General features: G+C 34.7%; 14 protein-coding genes. 7 read left to right on the plus strand and 7 right to left on the minus strand.

All coding sequences use genetic code 11. The annotated features are described in order from the left end of the window. Positions 1–243: 243 nt before the first annotated feature. Both RMO83_RS00065 and RMO83_RS00070 read left to right on the plus strand, forming a co-directional pair. Positions 244–1,215 (plus strand): virulence protein RhuM/Fic/DOC family protein, encoded by a 972-nt coding sequence (locus RMO83_RS00065; RefSeq protein ID WP_310557626.1) that lies wholly within the window; start codon positions 244–246, stop codon positions 1,213–1,215. A 3-nt stretch (positions 1,216–1,218) separates the two neighbouring features. After that, positions 1,219–2,205 carry a Gfo/Idh/MocA family oxidoreductase gene (locus tag RMO83_RS00070; RefSeq protein WP_310557627.1) on the plus strand — a complete coding sequence of 329 codons (987 nt, stop codon included), beginning with the start codon at positions 1,219–1,221 and terminating at the stop codon, positions 2,203–2,205. A 99-nt stretch (positions 2,206–2,304) separates the two neighbouring features. Here the strand turns inward: RMO83_RS00070 and trxA are convergent, their stop codons facing one another. The 5 genes from trxA to dnaE form a co-directional block, all read right to left on the minus strand. Continuing rightward, entirely contained in the window at positions 2,305–2,622 is a 318-nt protein-coding gene (gene trxA / locus RMO83_RS00075; protein ID WP_143392107.1) for a thioredoxin, read from the minus strand. 278 nt (positions 2,623–2,900) lie between these two features. Beyond that, positions 2,901–3,776, minus strand: coding sequence for an Abi family protein (locus RMO83_RS00080; RefSeq protein ID WP_310557628.1), 876 nt, complete (start codon positions 3,774–3,776; stop codon positions 2,901–2,903). Positions 3,777–3,785: 9 nt separating this feature from the next. Continuing rightward, a complete protein-coding gene (locus RMO83_RS00085) occupies positions 3,786–6,413 on the minus strand; it encodes an Eco57I restriction-modification methylase domain-containing protein (RefSeq protein ID WP_310557629.1) in 2,628 nt (875 codons plus the stop codon). Between the two features lie 188 nt (positions 6,414–6,601). After that, entirely contained in the window at positions 6,602–7,450 is an 849-nt protein-coding gene (locus tag RMO83_RS00090) for a hypothetical protein (protein ID WP_310557630.1), read from the minus strand. A 31-nt stretch (positions 7,451–7,481) separates the two neighbouring features. Then, positions 7,482–12,062: a DNA polymerase III subunit alpha gene (gene dnaE, locus RMO83_RS00095; RefSeq protein WP_310557631.1), complete on the minus strand. Its 4,581-nt coding sequence runs from the start codon at positions 12,060–12,062 to the stop codon at positions 7,482–7,484. Positions 12,063–12,944: 882 nt separating this feature from the next. Between dnaE and leuC the strand changes: the two genes are divergently transcribed. The 5 genes from leuC (at position 12,945) to leuB (ending at position 18,070) form a co-directional block, all read left to right on the plus strand. After that, entirely contained in the window at positions 12,945–14,339 is a 1,395-nt protein-coding gene (gene leuC, locus RMO83_RS00100; protein ID WP_310557632.1) for a 3-isopropylmalate dehydratase large subunit, read from the plus strand. A 117-nt stretch (positions 14,340–14,456) separates the two neighbouring features. Then, a complete protein-coding gene (gene leuD, locus RMO83_RS00105; RefSeq protein ID WP_310557633.1) occupies positions 14,457–15,053 on the plus strand; it encodes a 3-isopropylmalate dehydratase small subunit in 597 nt (198 codons plus the stop codon). A gap of 3 nt (positions 15,054–15,056) precedes the next feature. After that, entirely contained in the window at positions 15,057–15,359 is a 303-nt protein-coding gene (locus RMO83_RS00110; protein ID WP_310557634.1) for an antibiotic biosynthesis monooxygenase, read from the plus strand. 37 nt (positions 15,360–15,396) lie between these two features. After that, positions 15,397–16,920, plus strand: a complete 1,524-nt coding sequence (locus tag RMO83_RS00115; protein WP_310557635.1) for an alpha-isopropylmalate synthase regulatory domain-containing protein — start codon at positions 15,397–15,399, stop codon at positions 16,918–16,920. Between the two features lie 88 nt (positions 16,921–17,008). Beyond that, positions 17,009–18,070 (plus strand): 3-isopropylmalate dehydrogenase, encoded by a 1,062-nt coding sequence (gene leuB, locus RMO83_RS00120; protein ID WP_310557636.1) that lies wholly within the window; start codon positions 17,009–17,011, stop codon positions 18,068–18,070. A 109-nt stretch (positions 18,071–18,179) separates the two neighbouring features. On the opposite strand, the gene RMO83_RS00125 is transcribed toward leuB, so the two are convergent. Both RMO83_RS00125 and RMO83_RS00130 read right to left on the minus strand, forming a co-directional pair. After that, positions 18,180–18,542: an RNA-binding protein gene (locus tag RMO83_RS00125; RefSeq protein WP_310557637.1), complete on the minus strand. Its 363-nt coding sequence runs from the start codon at positions 18,540–18,542 to the stop codon at positions 18,180–18,182. A gap of 116 nt (positions 18,543–18,658) precedes the next feature. Then, positions 18,659–19,135: a DUF6252 family protein gene (locus tag RMO83_RS00130; RefSeq protein ID WP_310557638.1), complete on the minus strand. Its 477-nt coding sequence runs from the start codon at positions 19,133–19,135 to the stop codon at positions 18,659–18,661. Positions 19,136–19,324: the final 189 nt, after the last annotated feature.

Below are 19,324 nucleotides of genomic sequence, written 5' to 3' on the forward strand. Positions count from 1 at the left end.
TAAAATTGAGAGAGAATTAGAAAAAAATTCAAATACCAAGTTTTTCTAGGTAGTTCAAAAAGAGGCAACTATTTCCAAAATGGAAACAGTTGAAATTAAGTGAGAATTATACTAAACCCAGTTGTCAAGTTTTCCTTGACAACTGGCTCTAATTGTAAAAAAAATAACCGCTCAAATTTTGTATATTGCATTACTTTAAAATGAAAAATAATGAATTTTTATACACTTTAATATTGCTTTTCAATGAGTGAAATAGTTATATATAATTCTCCTGAAAATTTTACTCAACTCGAGGTAACTTTTGAAAGCGAAACGGTTTGGCTTTCTCAAAGTCAAATATCCATACTTTTTAATCGCGACAGAACGGTTATAACCAAGCATATAAATAATGTTTTTAAGGAAAATGAATTAGATAAAAAAAGCAATGTGCAAAAAATGCACATTGCAAATTCAGATAAACCGGTTGATTTCTACAACCTCGATGTTATCATTTCCGTAGGTTATCGTGTGAAATCCACGCAAGGAACCCAATTCCGTCAATGGGCAACGCAACGTTTAAAAGACTATTTGGTACAAGGATATGCCATCAATGAAAAGCGATTGCAAGAAGCAACAGACAAATTTCAAGATTTAAAAAACGCTGTAAAACTGGCAGCAAAAGCTGGAAATGCGGAAGCATTAACTTCTGTTGAAGCCAAAGGAATTCTTGGAGTTATTGAGCAATATGCTTATGCTTTAGAAACTTTGGACAAATACGACCATCAAAAGTTGACGATTCACACAGCTTTTGAAGAAACCGAAATCCAAAAACTAAGTTATGAAAATGCGATCGAGCAAATCAGAATTTGGAGAGATTTTCAAAAAGCGGGAAATTTGTTTGGTAACGAAAAAGACCAATCGTTCAAAAGTTCTTTGGAAACTATTTACCAAACTTTTGACAAAACTGACTTATATCCAACACTAGAAGAAAAAGCGGCTCATTTATTGTATTTTGTCGTAAAAAACCATTCCTTTTCGGATGGAAACAAACGAATTGCAGCAGGATTGTTTATTTATTTTTTAAGTCTAAACAACAAACTACTGAATGATTTTGGTGCCAAAAGAATTGGAGACAATGCTTTGGTTGCCATCACCATTATGATTGCCGAAAGTAAGTCGGAAGAGAAAGATATAATGGTGAAACTGGTAGTCAATTTGATTAATGGCAATAATTAAAAAATGCAAATAAACAATACAAAAACAACCCGTTGGGGAATCCTAGGATGTGGCAACGTTACTGAACTAAAAAGCGGTCCAGCTTATCAAAAAACTGAGGGTTTCAAAATCGAATCAGTGATGCGGAGAGACGCCGAAAAAGCTGCCGATTACGCAAAAAGACATAATATTGGTAAATACTATTCGGATGCGGATGATTTAATCAACGATCCCGAAATTGACGCTATTTACATTGCAACTCCACCAGACACCCATCATCTATATGGGCTTAAAGTAGCTTTGGCTGGAAAAATTTGCTGTATTGAAAAACCATTGACACCGAGTTATGCAGCAAGTTTAGAAATTTACGAAGCTTTTAAAACCAAAAACATTCCTTTGTTCACCGCTTATTACAGACGAACTTTGCCTCGTTTCGAACAAATAAAATCGTGGCTCGACAACAATGAAATTGGCACCGTACGATCTATTCGATGGAATTTAACCAAACCAGCTTCCGCCAAAGATTTGTCAGGAGAATACAATTGGCGCACCGACGCCAAAGTGGCTACAGGAGGCTATTTTGACGATTTAGCAAGCCACGGTTTGGACTTGTTCACTTTCCTTTTGGGAAACATCAAGGATGTTTCGGGTTTTAGTTTGAACCAACAAGGATTGTATTCCGCGAAAGATGCCATCACGGCTTGTTGGCTTCACGAATCTGCTGTTGCAGGTAATGGCAATTGGAATTTTGGAAGCAACAAAAGAGAAGATAGTGTGGAAATTGCCGGAAGTAAAGGTAAAATAAGTTTTTCCATCTTCGAAAACGACCCGATTATACTTTCTAATGAAGAAGGAGTTTCAGAACTTTTTATCGAGAATCCAGTAAACGTGCAATTGCATCACGTAGAACGAATTCGCGAACAGCTGCTGGGCAATAGCCTACATCCTTCGAATGGTTTGACGGCTTCGCACACTAGTTGGGTTATGGACAAAATCTTAGGGAACCTATAGAAATAAAAAAAACAGCATCAAAAACGTTTTTGATGCTGTTTAATTTATCTATTCTTGTCTAATAATCCGTATTGCTTATTTAGGACTAGCATTACGGTTTTACAACAAAGCGTCTAAACTATCTGCATAAGTTTGCTTTGGAGCCACTCCTACTTGTTTTCCTACTACTTCTCCATTGTGAAAAACCAAAACCGTCGGAATATTTCTAACGCCGTATTTTGCAGCAAATTCTTGGTTTGCGTCAACATCTACTTTTCCTACGACTACTTTGCCTTCATACTCTTCACCAAGTTGGTCAATGATTGGCCCAACCATTCTACACGGTCCACACCAAGCTGCCCAAAAATCTACCATTACTGGTTTTGTTGACTTTAAAACTACTTCTTCAAAAGTAGCGTCTGTTATTGCTAATGCCATATTCTTCGTTTTAAAATTATATATTTTTGTAATGCAAAGATAAAGAAACATTTGAGTTACGAACTGTAACTTGTATTACATTTAACTATTTTTAAATTGGTTTAATTTATCTATTCCGCGTAAAATATAAAATAAATAAAGTTTTAATACAACAAATAAAAAACCCAGAGCGAGTCTGGGTTATATTTACTTTTTTAAAGTGCAGGCACTAAAGCGCAATGAATAGCTGGGCACTGTGGGTACAAAGTTACTTATAAATATGTAATTACAAAATAATTTTAAATCTTTTTTACATACCCAATCTTTTCTTCGATAATTTTCATAATCACTTCATTCTCTTCAAAGCTATCAAATAATGAAAAAATCTCGTCTTGTATTATGTCTTTCCTGCTTTTTGAAATTTTCTCGAGAAAATATAAAATCACTTTAATTGAGGAATCCAAAGAATGTTTGTTATTGTTATTAAATTTAAAAAATGGTGTAGTACTTATTTCTAATGGTGTGTTTGAGTCATACAATAAACCACTATGTGCACAAATATTACGTATGAAGATAATTGTTTGAAAAAAATTTCTAAATGTTTTTAAAGATTTAAAACCATAATGTTGTGCAATTTTAAATTTTACACCCTCTTCTTTAATGGAATGGAAAATACTGTAAATACTACCAAAAGTTAAAAATTCTAAAGTTTTCCAAGCTGGAGCATAAATGTCATTTGGATAATTAATATGGTGTTTTTTTATGGGTTTGTTTTTGTCTTTAAATTTGTCATCATAATATTTTGGAAATTGATTAACGAAATTACTATTCATTATTTTTCTATTGGCAAACCATGTTGGCAAATCGGGATACTCGTTTGAAACAATGTAAATTATTTGTGTTCTTAAATTAATCTCGATACGATTTAATGCTTTATTTAAAATGTTTTTTAAATCAACGTCTAGATAGTACAATTTTACTACATCTGAAAATTTAGTTCCTTGTGCAAAATTATGTTTATCATCAATTTCAAAAGGATTCCAATAAAACCCCAAACGATAATACCCAATATCAAGTAAGGTTTCTTTTACTTTTTCTATCTCACAATCAAACGTCATTCCTCTACTTTCAAGAAGCGCTATTTGTTGTTCTACCGTTGTGGCTGTTTTCCCCATTTTTATTTTTTATTTAACCCCATTTACAACCGCAATTTCCTCAGGTGTTAGATCGTACAAGCGATACACTAACTCGTCTATTTCGTTCTCTAAATCGATTGTATTTGCTTTGACATCTTCTTTTTTGAGGGATAGGATTTGGTCGACTAGATTTGTTAATTTGCCTTGATTGTCTTTATCAATTTTAGGCAATGGAAAATTTTTGATATCTTCAACCAATATCTTTGGGAATGCACCTTTTGTGGCTTTGGGCGAAGAATTAAAATGATAAAAAGTAGCTAGTTTTGAGTTTAAAATAGCTAACAAAGATTTGGTGTTTATTTCGCCTTTAGGATTATTTAAAATATTAATTATTGAAGGATCATTATAAAACTCTTCAGTTGTGTATCCTGCAAATATTTTTGGATTTGTAATTTCTCTGATTAATATTCTTTCATTATTAAAATATTTCCTTTCTCTAGGATTGGCAATTTCTCCGTTATAATTAACAAACTCTTTTTGATTCCAATTAACTGAATAAGGTCTAACATCTCCGCCCCACAGCCATTTTTGCCAACCTAATTTTTCATTAAAGGAATGGAAAACTCTATTTTTTATGGTATGTGAATCTTGTCCTTTATATTTGTCATAAGCAATCAATCCTTGAGTATAATCTGGGAAATAGTATGATAATAAATTCTTTGATTTTCTTATTTTAGAAATAATATTTAGCTTACTAGAAAAAAGTTTAAAAACCAAGCCCCAATTTTGATTGTTTTCTAACAGTTGAGCTTTAGAAACGCTTTCTGTTTTTCTTTCTATTAATTCTTCAAAACTTAAAACATCCATTGTAGGCTTATAACTTACTTTATCTTTAGATTTTATATTTTCAAATTGTGTAATTATACATCGAACTGTTGCACCATCAAAAATTGGAAAATTAGTACAGTCTAAAATTGAATTAATTTGCCATTTATCAAATAAAGTTTCTCTATAATTTTTTGCAAAAACATTAAATAAGATCGTATTTGGTATAATGTAGGATTTTAACCCATTTTTTGAAAGTATGTTTTTAGAAAGATTGATAAAAAAATAATAAATTTCAAAATCGGGTACTTTCCCTAAACTAGAAACAGCTTCATTTCGCTCAGAAATAGACATAGAAACACCATAAGGCGGATTCCCAATCACCACATCAAACCCAATAAAATTCCCTTTATCGTCTAGGACTTCAGGGAATTCAAATCGCCATTCAAAGGCATTGGCATAAATGGGGTTGTCCATCAGCGTTTGTATTTCTACTTGTTTGGCATTGATTTCTGCTTCTAGTTTTGTTTTTGCTTTGGTTTCTTTTTCGGTTAATTCGCTGGCAAAAACTTGGTAGGTTTGGTATTTGTCGTAAAACTCACCGTTAAGTTTTCGCAAATCGTTTTGTAGTTTGGTCACTCGCAAATCGGCTAATTTAAATTCGTCTTTAAAGAGTTTTAAATTGTTTTTCAAGACCTCTTTGGCTTTCTTGTCGTTGGTATCTTTGTAAATGCTTACCCACGTCTTATAATCTGTTAACTTTTTTTGAAATCCTGAAATTTTTTCAAAAACATTATCCTTAATAGCAAATTTAGAAATAAGCGAGTTGCCTGTTTTGATGTTGATGTCAATATTGGGTAAAGTGTGCAATTCCTTGTAATCGCTTTCTTTGGTGTAATAGGCATTTTTTAGTAATTCTATCCACAAACGCAATTGGCAAATCATTACTGATTTTGGGTTAATATCCACACCAAAAAGGCAGTTTTCTATGAGGATTTGCTTTTGGGTAAACAAAGTTTCTTGCAGGTTTTGCAAGTCGGGAATGATATTATTGTTTTGGCTGAGTTGGTATTCGAAAATTTTGTCGGTTTCCTGATTTTGAATGATTAATTCATCATTGTCTAGGCTAATGGAGTAACCTAAAACACGGGTTCCATTGGTATAACTCAAAATTTGCAAATCACTTTTTATGGCAATCATTTCATTGAGAGCCGATACTAGAAAGTGTCCTGAACCTACTGCTGGATCTACAATCTTAATGTCGTTTACAAGTTTGTTCGCTTCTAGTCTTTGTTCTTTGTTGGTGTAATGTATTTTGTCGTTTAATTCTTCGAAATCAGTGATGTTTTCGCATTTAGGAAAATGGGTTTTAAACTTTTCGACCACTGCTTTGCGAATGGTTTCACGACACATATACATTGTTATAAAACCTGGCGTAAAGAACGAACCGTCTTTGTAACCGTTTATTTTTTCGAATATCAATCCCAAAACTGATGCGTTGATAATCGATTTATTTTCTTCTTGGATCAAAGCGTTACTCTCGCTTGCAAAATTATAAGCATCGAGAAAATCTAATAGATAATTGAGACTGGTTTTGGGCTTTACGTCGTTTTTATTTCCTTTTTTTAAAATTGATTTCTTATGAACTGGAAATTCTAATCGGTCTTTGAGATTGCTTAATGATAATGCGTTCTTTTCTAAATCGGTCATTTCAAACAACGAGCTGTTCAAGTACGGAATAGCCGCATATCTTACTGCAATTGATGGATTTCTATCGGCTGTTTTTTCGGCTAAAACTTCAAAGAAAAGCTCTTCGAGTTCATCAAAATCTTTAATTTTGCTATAAGACAAAAATGAATAATTTTCTTTGTCGTCACGATGGTATTTTATGAGTTGGCTTTCGAGTAATTTGAGAAATAAAATTCGATTCAGCCAAGTAATACAAAGCTCTAGTGCAGTTTCATAGTATTGATTTTCGGTTTGTTCGTTATTTTCGTAGCCAAAATGTTTTTTGGTTTTGAGTTTAGAAATCGTGTTTTCTATAAGCGATCCTTCGTTGCGTTCTTCTGCTGTAATCCTACGAATGGTTTTTTTGCGGTTTCGTTGCTTTCTTCGAGACCAATGATGTAGAGCAATTCGTTATAGAAATCTTTGTTTAATGTATTGCTATCATTGACAAACGATTTTTTTAGTAGATGTTCTGGCGAAAGAATTTTGTATAAATCAATTAAATCGTTGTCGTCTTTTTTATTGTCATTGGTGATTTTCTTTTCGTAATCTTTTAGATTAAAATAAGTACACGGAACTTCGTCTTTGAATTCGGCTAGATATTTAGCAGCGATATGGTCGTAAAAATGTTTAGTATCCGTTCCCGACACTTTCCAACTTTCAAATTCTTTTTTTAGTTTGCTGTTTCTATAAATGTTTTTCTCGAACCAAACGCCATCAAAAATGAACCATTCATAAATATTAGTCACAATTAAATGTTTGATATTATGATTGTTCCCATCAACCGTTTGCCGTAAATAATATAAAACCAACTCCTGTAAAGCTTTGACATTGGCATTGGTTTTAGAAACCATATCTCGCTTTTCAGTAGGTTTTTTAAATTCGAGAATTACGCCTACTTCATCTTTTGGAGTATTTCCCAAACGAATGACTAAATCTTCTCTTTTATTTACGTTTACCAGATATTTATCTTTACAATAAACCGCTTTAAACAAATCCGAAATAATGTTTTTGTGGTATTCTTCGTCTTGCTTTTCGTCTATATGATGAAATGCTTTTTGAAGTTCCGCCTTGAAAATTTCAATTTGCTCTCGAGTTACCGACTGCTTAAAATAAGCTTTATTTAAACTTTTGGCAGGTTTTATCGTTTCTAATTTCATTTACTAAATGTTTCTTTCAAAAGTAAGTATTTTAATTCAACTTAAAATCCACCTCCATCTTCTCCAACTCCATCAACAATTCATTCGAAATCTTGATTTTTAATTTTCGGCTTGGCATTGATATTCGGGTGATTACTTTAGTTTCTGTGACAGTTGTAACGGGCTCGGCGATGGGTTCTTCCATAATCAATTCATCATCTCCAGAAAAATATTCGGTAAAAACCACTGACTCGTCCGGAATTTCAGCATCGAATAGTAGTGCATCTGCTTTTTCTTCTACCTCTAGTATTTCGGGCAATTTTTCAACTTTTTTTATTTCATTTTCTAACTCAACAATATCAAATGTAACCGAATTATTTCCTTTGTTGGATTGGAAAACCGTATTTAATTTCGAGATAAATTCTGAATTCAAATCTTTTATATCCAATAAAATATTCAATTTTTTAGCAAAATTATCAAACACGTCTTGCAACATTTTGAATTCCGAGAATTGAATTAAAGGATCTCCCTTTTTTCCCGTTTCTTTATTTGGCCAACCTTCTTTTACCAATATTTTGATATACGTAAAACTATTTGGAATCAAATAATGGCGGTACTTCATATACTCTTCGCCAAATATTTTGAACTCATAACTTTCGTCATAACCTTCAAGATGAAACAATGCCCAGCCTTTTCCATTCTTCGCAATTCGATGTTGCACGTTGCTAATTATTCCTCCAAAAGTTAAATTTTTATTCACAAACTGATTCAAATCTTTCAGCGATTCTAGCTTTGAATTGCAAAAATATTTCATCTCATATCTAAAATCGTCCAGCGGATGTCCCGAAATATAAATCCCAACCACTTCTTTTTCCTTAGCCAATTTTTCCATCGTACTCCAATCCTCGCAAGGAGGTACAATGGGTTCTGCAATTTGAACATCGCTACTTTCGCCAAACAAACTGACCTGAGAAGAATTTTCGTTTTCCTGAAACTTGGCGCCATACCGAATGGCTTTTTCGTAGAACGTTATTCCGTCGCCATCATCATGAAAATATTGCGCTCTGGTTACACCTGTAAACGAATCAAAACCGCCGGCCAAAGCCAGATTTTCTAATGCTTTTTTATTGGCGGCCCTCAAATCAATACGCTTTGTCAAATCAAAAATAGACTTGTATTTTGTGGTTTTTCTGTTTTCGACAATGGTAGCCACGGCTCCAGAGCCAACTCCTTTTACAGCTCCCATCCCAAATCGAACGGCGTAATCATCATTTACTGTAAATTTATAAAAGGACTCATTCACGTCTGGACCCAATACTTTCAATCCCATACGTTTGCATTCTTCCATAAAAAAGGAAACTTGCTTGATATCACTCATATTATTTGACAAAACTGCGGCCATATATTCGGCTGGATAATTGGCTTTTAAGTAAGCCGTTTGATACGCAATCCAAGCGTAACAAGTCGAATGCGATTTGTTGAAAGCATATTCTGCAAAGGCTTCCCAGTCTTTCCAGATTTTTTCTAATTTGTCTTCGGGATGCCCTTTGGCGACAGCCTGACTGATGAATTTGGGTTTCATTTTATCCAAAACATCTTTTTGCTTTTTTCCCATCGCTTTACGTAAAACGTCGGCATCACCTTTGGAAAAATCCGCCAGTTTTTGGGACAAAAGCATTACTTGCTCTTGATAAACCGTGATTCCGTAGGTGTCTTTTAGCAATTCTTCGCAAACATCAAGGTCATAAACAATGTCTTCCTCACCGTTTTTTCGCTTCACAAAACTCGGAATATAAGCAATTGGACCTGGACGATACAAGGCGTTCATTGCAATTAAATCAGGAAAAACGGTAGGTTTTAGTTCTTTTAAATATTTCTGCATTCCAGGCGATTCATACTGAAAAATACCAACAGTTTCGCCCCGTTGGAAAAGCTCGTAGGTTTTCACATCATCAATAGGAAATTCGTCAGGGTCAAGATCAATATTACTACGATATTTTACTAATTTGACTGTGTCCTTTATTAATGTTAGGGTTTTCAGTCCCAAGAAATCCATTTTTAATAATCCTGCACTTTCTACAACTGAGTTGTCAAATTGTGTCACATACAAATCAGAATCTTTGGCCGTAGCCACAGGAACAAAATCTGTAATGTCACTTGGTGTAATAATAACTCCACAAGCGTGAATACCCGTGTTTCTAAGGTTTCCTTCCAGTACTTTTGCCTGCTGAATGGTTTCGCCACTCAGGTCATCTTCCTTTGAAATTCCAATTAATTCCTTAATTTTTTCGAAATCTTCAGGTCGTAGAATTTTCTTGATATCGCCTTCGGCGTCTTTCAAAAACCGGGACAAACTCCATTTTGAGGGAATTAAATTTGGAATTAATTTAGCTATTTTATCCGCTTCAAAAAGCGGTAAATCCAAAACTCTCGCCGTATCACGAATAGCTGATTTGGCTGCCATCGTACCATAAGTGATGATTTGCGCTACTTGTTTTGAGCCATATTTATTGATCACATAATCCATTACTTTGCTTCGGCCTTCGTCGTCAAAATCGATGTCGATATCGGGAAGCGAAACTCGATCAGGATTCAAAAATCTTTCGAAAAGTAAATTGTATAAAAGTGGGTCAATATTAGTAATTCCGAGGCAATATGCCACAACAGAACCGGCTGCAGAACCACGACCTGGACCAACAGAAACGCCCATTTTTCGAGCAGCTGCAATGAAATCCTGAACAATCAAGAAATAACCAGGATAACCTGAATTTTCAATTGTCAATAATTCAAAATCAAGGCGTTCTTGAATTTCTGGCGTGATTTCTTTGTAGCGTTTGTTGGCTCCAATAAAGGTTAGGTTTTTCAAATAGGAATTTTCGCCTCGAACTCCTCCATCGATTGCATCTTGTGGAATATTAAATTCAATTGGAATTTCAAATTTCGGAAGCAAGACTTCGCGTGCCAAATTGTAAATCTCAATTTTATCGACAATTTCGGAAATGTTCGAAATTGCTTCCGGCAAATCGTTGAAGTTTTTCTTCATTTCTGCGCCCGACTTGAAATAATATTCCTGATTGGGCAAGCCAAAACGATACCCTCGACCTCGACCTATCGGTGTAGATTGCTTTTCGCCCTCTTTTACACACAATAAAATATCGTGGGCATTGGCGTTGTCTTTCTCAATGTAAAAAGTATTATTCGTCGCCACAATTTTGACATCGTGTTTTTTGGCTAGTGAAATTAAACCTTCATTCACCCGATTTTCGTCTTCTTGATTGTGACGCATTACTTCGATGTAAAAATCTGTGCCAAATTCTTGTTTCCACCAAAGTAATGCTTCTTCGGCTTGGTTTTCGCCCAAATTCAAAATCTTGTTTGGGATTTCCCCATACAAATTACCTGACAATACAATGATGTCTTCTTTGTATTGTTGAATGATTTTTCTATCTATTCTCGGTACATAATAAAACCCTTCGGTGTATCCAATGGAAGACATTTTAGCTAAATTATGGTAGCCTTTTTTGGTCTTCGCCAAAAGCACAATTTGGTAACCATTGTCTTTGTGAGACTTATTTTTATGATCTTCACAAACAAAAAATTCGCAGCCAACTATAGGTTTTATCGGAACTTCAGTAGGTTCTTCACCCTTGTCAACGGCTTCCTTATTCTTGGCTTCAGCCGCTTTATTGTGGTACAAAATATCACGAACAAAGTGAAAAGCACCCATTAAATTAGCGTGATCGGTTATCGCCACTGCAGGCATTTTTTGTTGCGAAGTTGCTTTAACCAATGCCGCTACGCTAATCGTGGACTGCAAAACAGAAAATTGAGTATGATTGTGCAAATGCACAAAATCTGTGTCAATTAAACTTTGCTTATTATCTGAAAGTTCCCGCTTTGAAATAGGTGCCGTTTGTTGACCACCCAATTTTTGACGAATTTTATCAGATGCTTCCTTTAAATTTATATGTTGCAATCCAATAAGTTGAATTGCTTTTGGATTTTTTAATTGGAAATCCTCGAAGTACTCTTGCTCAACATCAAGATCCTTTATGGTGAAAACTTGGGTACGAATTAATTCGAAAAAACAACGTGTTGTTGCCTCGACATCGGCAGTGGCGTTGTGTGCTTCGGAGAAAGGTTTGTTGAAAAGGTATTGATGTAATTCGGTTAATGTTGGTAATTTGAATTTTCCACCACGGCCTCCGGGCAATTTCAATAATGAGGCGGTAATTTCGGTACAGGTATCAAGAATCGGCATCGAACTCATTGGACTTTCGACACCCAATCTATAAAATTCGCAACCCATAATATTGACATCAAAACCTAGATTCTGACCCACAATAAACTTGGTTTTCGACAAGGCAATATTGAATTTCTCCAAAACTTCGGCCAAAGGAATTCCTTCCGTTTCGGCTAATTCAGTTGAAATACCGTGAATTCTTTCGGCATCATACGGAATATTGAATCCTTCTGGCTTGACCAAATAGTCCTGATGCTCAATAAGTTTTCCCATAGCATCGTGGAGTTGCCAAGCGATTTGAATACATCTTGGCCAGTTGTCCGTATCAGAAATGGGTGCCCCCCAACGCTTTGGTAATCCTGTGGTTTCGGTATCGAATATTAAGTACATAGTTTTGAAAATTCCAATGATAAAATAACAAATTCCAATCTAAGATAAACGTAAAATGCTGATTTATAAACTATAAAAAGCATCCAATTACAAATTAGTTGAATTTCAAATTTAGAATTTTTTACTCGAAAAAAACAGGGAAGTTATTAACAAAAAATGGTGTTTATAAAATAAATAGATCGTTCCTACGTCAACGGATTAATCCCGAAAGCTTCAGGACGTTGCTACAACATAAACCGGCCTAAGGAACTTTCACCGATAGAGCCATAGGCTCGAAACAAATTGTAGGGATGGATTTTAATCCATCCAAAATTTGACGAAACCAAAAAAAGAACCGTAGGTTTCGACCCGTATTACCAATTTCAATAACTAAAGTTTTTCAAAAAAACCTGAATTGACCTCAAAAATTTACCTCTTCTCATTTTTTGGATGTCGTAGTATTTTTGCAAAAAAATTGGTCAATTCGACATTAAAAACATCAATTTTACTTCACTTTATTGGAACTTAAAAAGCCTAAAAATAGTTTTTTTAGACAACTGAAAAAAAGCAATCAAAGCATTATCATTATTAATTTTCGCCTAAATCCTACATTTTATTAAACTATTTATAACCAAAACGGCTATTCGCAGTATAATTTTAGTAAAACTATAAACTCAAAAAGTCCTTGTGGTAACATTTAAAATAATGACAACATTAAAATTAATGTCTAAATCAAAATGTAAAATTAAATCCCAAACTATTATATAGAAGCTATAAAGTGTCGTAAAACCATTTTGGGTATCGTATATAAGTAAATAATAAAATTGACAAATTTATTTCTTTTTCTAGATTTGCTCCTATTGTTCTAAAAACAGAAAGATATTTTAATAAAAATAGTTAAAAATGAGTACTACATTATTCGACAAAGTATGGGATTCGCACGTGGTGCGTCAAATTGAAGATGGACCAGACGTGTTTTTTATTGACCGTCATTTCATTCACGAAGTTACCAGTCCTGTTGCTTTTTTAGGTTTAAAAGAAAGAGGAATTTCGGTTTTATATCCAGAACGCACTTTTGCAACTGCCGATCACAACACACCAACCATAAACCAACATTTACCTGTTGAAGACGCATTGTCTGCCAATCAGCTAAAAGCATTGGAAGATAACGCAGCAGAATATGGTATTTCCCACTGGGGATTGGGACATAAAAAAAATGGAATTGTACACGTGGTAGGTCCAGAAAACGGAATTACTTTACCGGGTGCAACCATCGTTTGCGGAGATTCTCATACTTCAACTCACGGAGCTTTTGGCTGTATCGCTTTTGGAATTGGAACTTCTGAGGTTGAAATGGTGCTGTCAACTCAATGTATTATGCAACCGAAACCGAAGAAAATGCGTATCAACGTAAATGGTGAATTGAGTAAAGGCGTGGGTCCAAAAGATGTGGCTTTGTATATTATTTCAAAATTGACTACTTCTGGAGGTACAGGATATTTTGCAGAATATGCAGGAAATGTTTTTGAAGATATGTCAATGGAAGGCCGTATGACCGTTTGTAATTTGAGTATCGAAATGGGCGCTCGTGGCGGTATGATTGCTCCTGATCAAAAAACTTTCGATTTCTTAGAAGGAAGATTATATGCTCCAAAAGGAGAAGCTTGGACAAAAGCGGTTGAATATTGGAAAACATTGAAAACAGATGCTGATGCAGTTTTTGACGCGGAATTGAATATCGATGCAGCAGATATTGAACCAATGATTACTTATGGTACAAATCCTGGAATGGGAATTGGCATCACTAAAAATATTCCAAGCGCCAACCAAGTAGAAGGTGGTGCCGAAACATACAAAAAATCTTTGGCTTATATGGGCTTTGAAGAAAATGACGTAATGATTGGAAAACCAATCGATTTTGTTTTCTTAGGAAGTTGCACCAATGGACGAATTGAAGATTTCAGAGCTTTTACAGAAATTGTAAAAGGACGCAAAAAAGCAGATAATGTTACGGCTTGGTTAGTGCCAGGTTCCCACGTTGTGGAAGCGCAGATTAAAGAAGAGGGTCTTTTGGATATTCTTACCGAATCTGGTTTTGTATTGCGTCAACCTGGTTGTTCGGCTTGTTTGGCAATGAATGACGATAAAGTTCCTGCAGGGAAATATGCAGTAAGTACCTCGAATAGAAACTTCGAAGGTCGTCAAGGTCCAGGTTCAAGAACTTTGTTAGCGTCTCCAATTATGGCAGCGGCAGCAGCAGTTACAGGGAAATTGACAGATCCTAGAGATTTATTTTAATTGAATTTCAATAACAATATAAAAAGAAAATAAAAAATAAAAAATGTTTTAGTTTTTAAGATTCTGCTTTCCATAAGAAACCTAAAACCTAAAACCTGAAACCTGAAACCTAAAAAAATGGCATACGATAAATTTAATATCCTTACGAGTAGCGCAGTGCCGTTACCAATAGAAAACGTAGATACAGATCAAATTATTCCAGCTCGTTTCCTGAAAGCAACAAAACGTGAAGGTTTTGGAGACAACCTTTTTAGAGACTGGAGATACAATGGAGACAATACTCCAAAAGCGGATTTCGTTTTAAACGACAACACCTACAGCGGAAAAATTCTTGTGGGTGGAAAAAACTTCGGTTCGGGTTCTTCAAGAGAGCACGCAGCTTGGGCAGTTTATGATTACGGATTTCGCGCAGTTGTTTCTAGTTTCTTTGCCGATATCTTTAAAGGAAATTGTTTGAATATTGGTGTTTTGCCCGTTCAAGTGAGTCCAGAATTTGCAGAAACTATTTTCAAAGCGATTGAAGCAGACCCAAAAACAGAATTGGAAATCAACCTTACAGAACAAACGATTTCGCTTAAAGCCACTGGCGAAGAAGAATCATTTGACATTTCTGGGTACAAAAAAGATAATATGATTAATGGTTTTGATGATATTGATTATTTGCAAAACATCAAAAAGGAAATTGTGGAATTTGCCAATCAATTGCCTTATTAAAAAATGATTCTAGAAGTTGCTATACTTTTCGTAAAAAAAGGAGAAGAAAAACAATTTGAAAACGACTTTAAGATTGCGAGTCAATATATAAGTTCAATTCAAGGATATTCAGGACATAGTTTACGAAAGTGCATCGAACAGGAAAATAAATACATTTTACTGGTTGATTGGGAAAAATTGGAAGACCATACTATTGGTTTTAGACAATCCCAACCGTATTTAGAATGGAAGAAATTGCTTCATCATTATTATGATCCGTTTCCAGTTGTGGAACATTTTGAGATGATTTTGGAGAATAAAAAATAGGTTGTCACCTAAAGCTTGCTTTAGCATCAAATTTAAAATGGAAAAAAGAAAAATTGAAATAATGGATACGACGCTTCGCGATGGGGAACAAACCTCGGGAGTATCATTTTCTGCTGCAGAAAAATTAACCATTGCCCAATTGCTGCTCGAAGAATTACATATTGACAGAATAGAAATCGCTTCGGCGCGAGTTAGCGAAGGCGAATTTCAAGCTGTAAAAGGCATCACAGCTTGGGCAAAAACCAAAGGATATTGCAATAGAATCGAAGTTTTATCATTTGTCGATGGCGGAATATCTATTGAATGGATGAAAAAAGCGGGCACCAAAGTTCAGAATTTATTAACCAAAGGTTCGATGAATCATTTGACGCATCAATTAAAGAAAACACCAGAACAACATTTTGCTGAGATAGCGCAAATCATTGCTTTGGCCAAAGAAAATGATATTGAAACCAATATTTATTTAGAAGATTGGAGCAACGGAATGAAAAATTCCCAAGACTATGTATTTCAGTTTTTAGACTTTTTAGCCACGCAACCTGTCAAAAGAATATTATTACCCGATACTTTAGGCGTGCTAATTCCATCGCAGACATTTGAATATATTTCGAAAATTAAGCTGCGATATCCAACGATACATTTTGATTTTCACGCTCATAATGATTATGATTTAAGCGTTGCCAATGTTTTAGAAGCTATAAAAGCAGGAATCAATGGCTTGCACGTTACGGTAAATGGAATGGGCGAACGAGCCGGAAATGCGCCAATAGAAAGTGTGGTTGCGGTAATAAATGATTTTATGCCTGAAGTAAAAATTAACGTTAAAGAATCTTCATTGTACTCGGTGAGTAAACTAGTTGAAACTTTTACTGGTTATCGAATTCCCGCCAACAAACCTATTGTAGGCGATAATGTTTTTACTCAAACAGCTGGAATTCACGCTGATGGAGACAATAAAAATAATTTATATTTCAATGATTTACTCCCTGAACGTTTTGGCAGAAAGCGAAAATATGCTTTAGGAAAAACATCTGGAAAAGCTAATATCGAAAAAAATCTTCAAGAATTAGGACTGCAACTCAATCAAGAAGATTTAAAATTGGTTACCCAAAGAATCATTGAATTAGGCGACAAAAAAGAAACCGTTACCAAAGAAGACTTACCTTATATTATTTCTGATGTTTTGGATAGTCAAACGTATGAAGACAAAATCGTTATTGAATCCTATGTATTGGTTCATTCTAAAGGATTTCAACCTTCAACCTCATTGCAATTAAAAATAGACGGTGAAATTATTGAAGAACACGCTCAAGGCGATGGTCAATTTGACGCTTTTATGAATGCATTGACCAAGATATACAAAAGTAAAAAACTTACTTTACCAAAATTAATTGATTATGCTGTTCGAATTCCACCAGGTAGTAGTTCGGACGCTTTGTGCGAAACCATTATCACTTGGACTAATAATGGAAAAGAATTCAAAACTAGAGGATTGGATTCGGATCAAACTGTAGCAGCAATCAAAGCGACACAGAAAATGTTGAATGTGGTTTCGAATTAAAAAATGATATGATTTAAAGATTGAAAAATTTAAACTCCAATCTTTAAATCTTTAAATAATTCAATCTTTAAATAAAAAATAATTTATAATGAAATTTAACATCGCCCTATTAGCTGGAGACGGAATCGGACCAGAAGTTGTAAATGAAGCTGTAAAAGTTTCGGATGCTATTGCTAAAAAATTCAATCACGAAATCACTTGGACACCTGCATTGACAGGAGCTTGCGCTATTGATGCAGTAGGAGTTCCTTATCCAGACGAAACTCACGAAATCTGTATGAAAGCCGATGCGGTTTTGTTTGGCGCTATCGGACATCCAAAATATGATAATGATCCAAGTGCTCCTGTTAGACCAGAGCAAGGACTATTATTGATGCGTAAAAAATTAGGTTTGTTTGCCAATGTACGTCCAACCTTTACCTTCCCGTCTTTGATTGACAATTCTCCTTTAAAAAGAGAAAGAATCGAAGGAACGGATTTGGTTTTCTTAAGAGAATTGACTGGTGGAATTTATTTTGGTGAAAAAGGAAGAAAAGACGGTGGCGAAACTGCTTTTGATACTTGTACGTATACCAGAGCCGAAGTACAGCGTTTGGCTAAAAAAGGATTCGAATTGGCTATGACACGTTCTAAAAAATTGTGTTGTGTAGATAAAGCTAACGTTTTGGAAACATCACGTTTGTGGAGAGAAACCGTTCAAGCTATGGAAAAAGACTATCCAGAAGTGACCGTTTCTTACGAATTTGTGGATGCGGTGGCAATGCGTTTGGTACAATGGCCAAATTCTTATGACGTATTAATCACTGAAAACTTATTTGGTGATATTTTGACTGACGAAGCATCAGTAATTTCAGGTTCTATGGGATTAATGCCATCAGCATCTGTGGGAGAACACACTTCATTATACGAACCAATTCATGGTTCATATCCGCAAGCCACAGGATTAAATATTGCTAATCCGTTGGCAACCGTATTATCAGCGGCAATGATGTTTGAAGATGCTTTTGGATTAAAAGAAGAAGCTGAAGAAATAAGAGCTGTAGTCAACAAATCATTAGAACAAGGAATTGTTACTGAAGATTTAGTTGATAAAGGAGCAAAAGCCTATTCCACTAGCGAAGTTGGTGATTGGTTGGTAGCTAATTTATAAAAATAAAATCCTCTTTCAGTTCCCTCTCCTTCGGAGAGGGCGGAGGGTCAGGAAACAAAAAAGGTGTCAATTTTCATTGACACCTTTTTTTATATGATTGAAAAGAATATTAATATCTTCCTCCTCTGTCTCCACCTCCACGGTTATCTCCACCACGGCTGTTTCCACCACCATAACCTCCGCGTGATTCTCCACCACGGTTGCTATTAAAACTTCTTCTTTCGCCTTCTGGTTTTGGCTCAGACTTATTCACTACAATAGCACGACCTTGAACAGTCGCTCCGTTTAACTCATCAATTGCTTTTTGAGCTTCGTCATCACTTGGCATTTCAACAAAACCGAATCCTTTACTTCTTCCAGTAAACTTATCAGTAATAATTTTTACAGAATCAACTGCACCGTAAGCCTCGAAAGACTCTCTTAAATCTGCTTCCTCAATACTGAACGGAAGGCTTCCAACAAAAATATTCATATGTACTTATTTAGTATAATTTTTACAAATGTAATATTATTTTTTTCTAATCTACTACACATTAGATTAATTATGATTTTTTTATCAAAATTAGGGTGCTACAGGCGCTGAAGTATTTAAAGATTTGTAACAATAGGTACTTTATAAAAGTGACCATGTTGAAAATTCAAAATTGCTCCTTCCGGAGAACCTATTTCATTATTCTCCGCATTAAATTTAAAGGTACCTGTAACAGTATTATTAATGGCATCATATTCTTCAACTACAATCTCTCCATTCCCAATTCCAATTCCAGTAGAAAAAGTAATTGCTCCATTAGAGCCTGTTAAAACATAAGTAGCCATTTTTGAAGTACTAGTACCCAAAGGATACGTTTGTGCGTTTGTAGAAGAAGTCTTCAAAGTTACAACTTCATTTTTTGTATATGCTTCAATTGTTAAAGAACCTCCGGCACTAATTGAAGCTCTGGCATTAACTGCTCTCCAAAACAGGTTGTCTTTTTGTCCTTCAAAAGCAGGATTATTAAACTTAACATTGTCGCTACAAGAAATAAAAACGATAAATAGAAATAAATATAAGAACTGTTTTTTCATTCGAAGATACTATTTGATTTTTATTTGAAAATGGAATTCGCTAATCTCATTTTATAATTTGAGTCGTTAACTTTCACAAAAGTATATCATTTTAATCAAAAAATTAAAGTTGAACTGAAAATTCACTTAGAAAATCAACATAATACAGTGTCAATCATTAAAATACAAATTGAATTAGTATTTATTGAT

It is taken from the genome of Flavobacterium sp. (assembly GCF_031423415.1).
Taxonomy (GTDB): domain Bacteria; phylum Bacteroidota; class Bacteroidia; order Flavobacteriales; family Flavobacteriaceae; genus Flavobacterium.

What these genes read in the sequence shown, in the direction of transcription:
- RMO83_RS00065 (WP_310557626.1), top strand. Translation starts at nt 244, where the DNA reads ATGAGTGAAATAGTTATATATAATTCTCCTGAAAATTTTACTCAACTC.
- RMO83_RS00070 (WP_310557627.1), top strand. Translation starts at nt 1,219, where the DNA reads ATGCAAATAAACAATACAAAAACAACCCGTTGGGGAATCCTAGGATGT.
- trxA (WP_143392107.1), bottom strand. Translation starts at nt 2,622, where the DNA reads ATGGCATTAGCAATAACAGACGCTACTTTTGAAGAAGTAGTTTTAAAG.
- RMO83_RS00080 (WP_310557628.1), bottom strand. Translation starts at nt 3,776, where the DNA reads ATGGGGAAAACAGCCACAACGGTAGAACAACAAATAGCGCTTCTTGAA.
- RMO83_RS00090 (WP_310557630.1), bottom strand. Translation starts at nt 7,450, where the DNA reads ATGAAATTAGAAACGATAAAACCTGCCAAAAGTTTAAATAAAGCTTAT.
- dnaE (WP_310557631.1), bottom strand. Translation starts at nt 12,062, where the DNA reads ATGTACTTAATATTCGATACCGAAACCACAGGATTACCAAAGCGTTGG.
- leuC (WP_310557632.1), top strand. Translation starts at nt 12,945, where the DNA reads ATGAGTACTACATTATTCGACAAAGTATGGGATTCGCACGTGGTGCGT.
- leuD (WP_310557633.1), top strand. Translation starts at nt 14,457, where the DNA reads ATGGCATACGATAAATTTAATATCCTTACGAGTAGCGCAGTGCCGTTA.
- RMO83_RS00110 (WP_310557634.1), top strand. Translation starts at nt 15,057, where the DNA reads ATGATTCTAGAAGTTGCTATACTTTTCGTAAAAAAAGGAGAAGAAAAA.
- RMO83_RS00115 (WP_310557635.1), top strand. Translation starts at nt 15,397, where the DNA reads ATGGAAAAAAGAAAAATTGAAATAATGGATACGACGCTTCGCGATGGG.
- leuB (WP_310557636.1), top strand. Translation starts at nt 17,009, where the DNA reads ATGAAATTTAACATCGCCCTATTAGCTGGAGACGGAATCGGACCAGAA.
- RMO83_RS00125 (WP_310557637.1), bottom strand. Translation starts at nt 18,542, where the DNA reads ATGAATATTTTTGTTGGAAGCCTTCCGTTCAGTATTGAGGAAGCAGAT.
- RMO83_RS00130 (WP_310557638.1), bottom strand. Translation starts at nt 19,135, where the DNA reads ATGAAAAAACAGTTCTTATATTTATTTCTATTTATCGTTTTTATTTCT.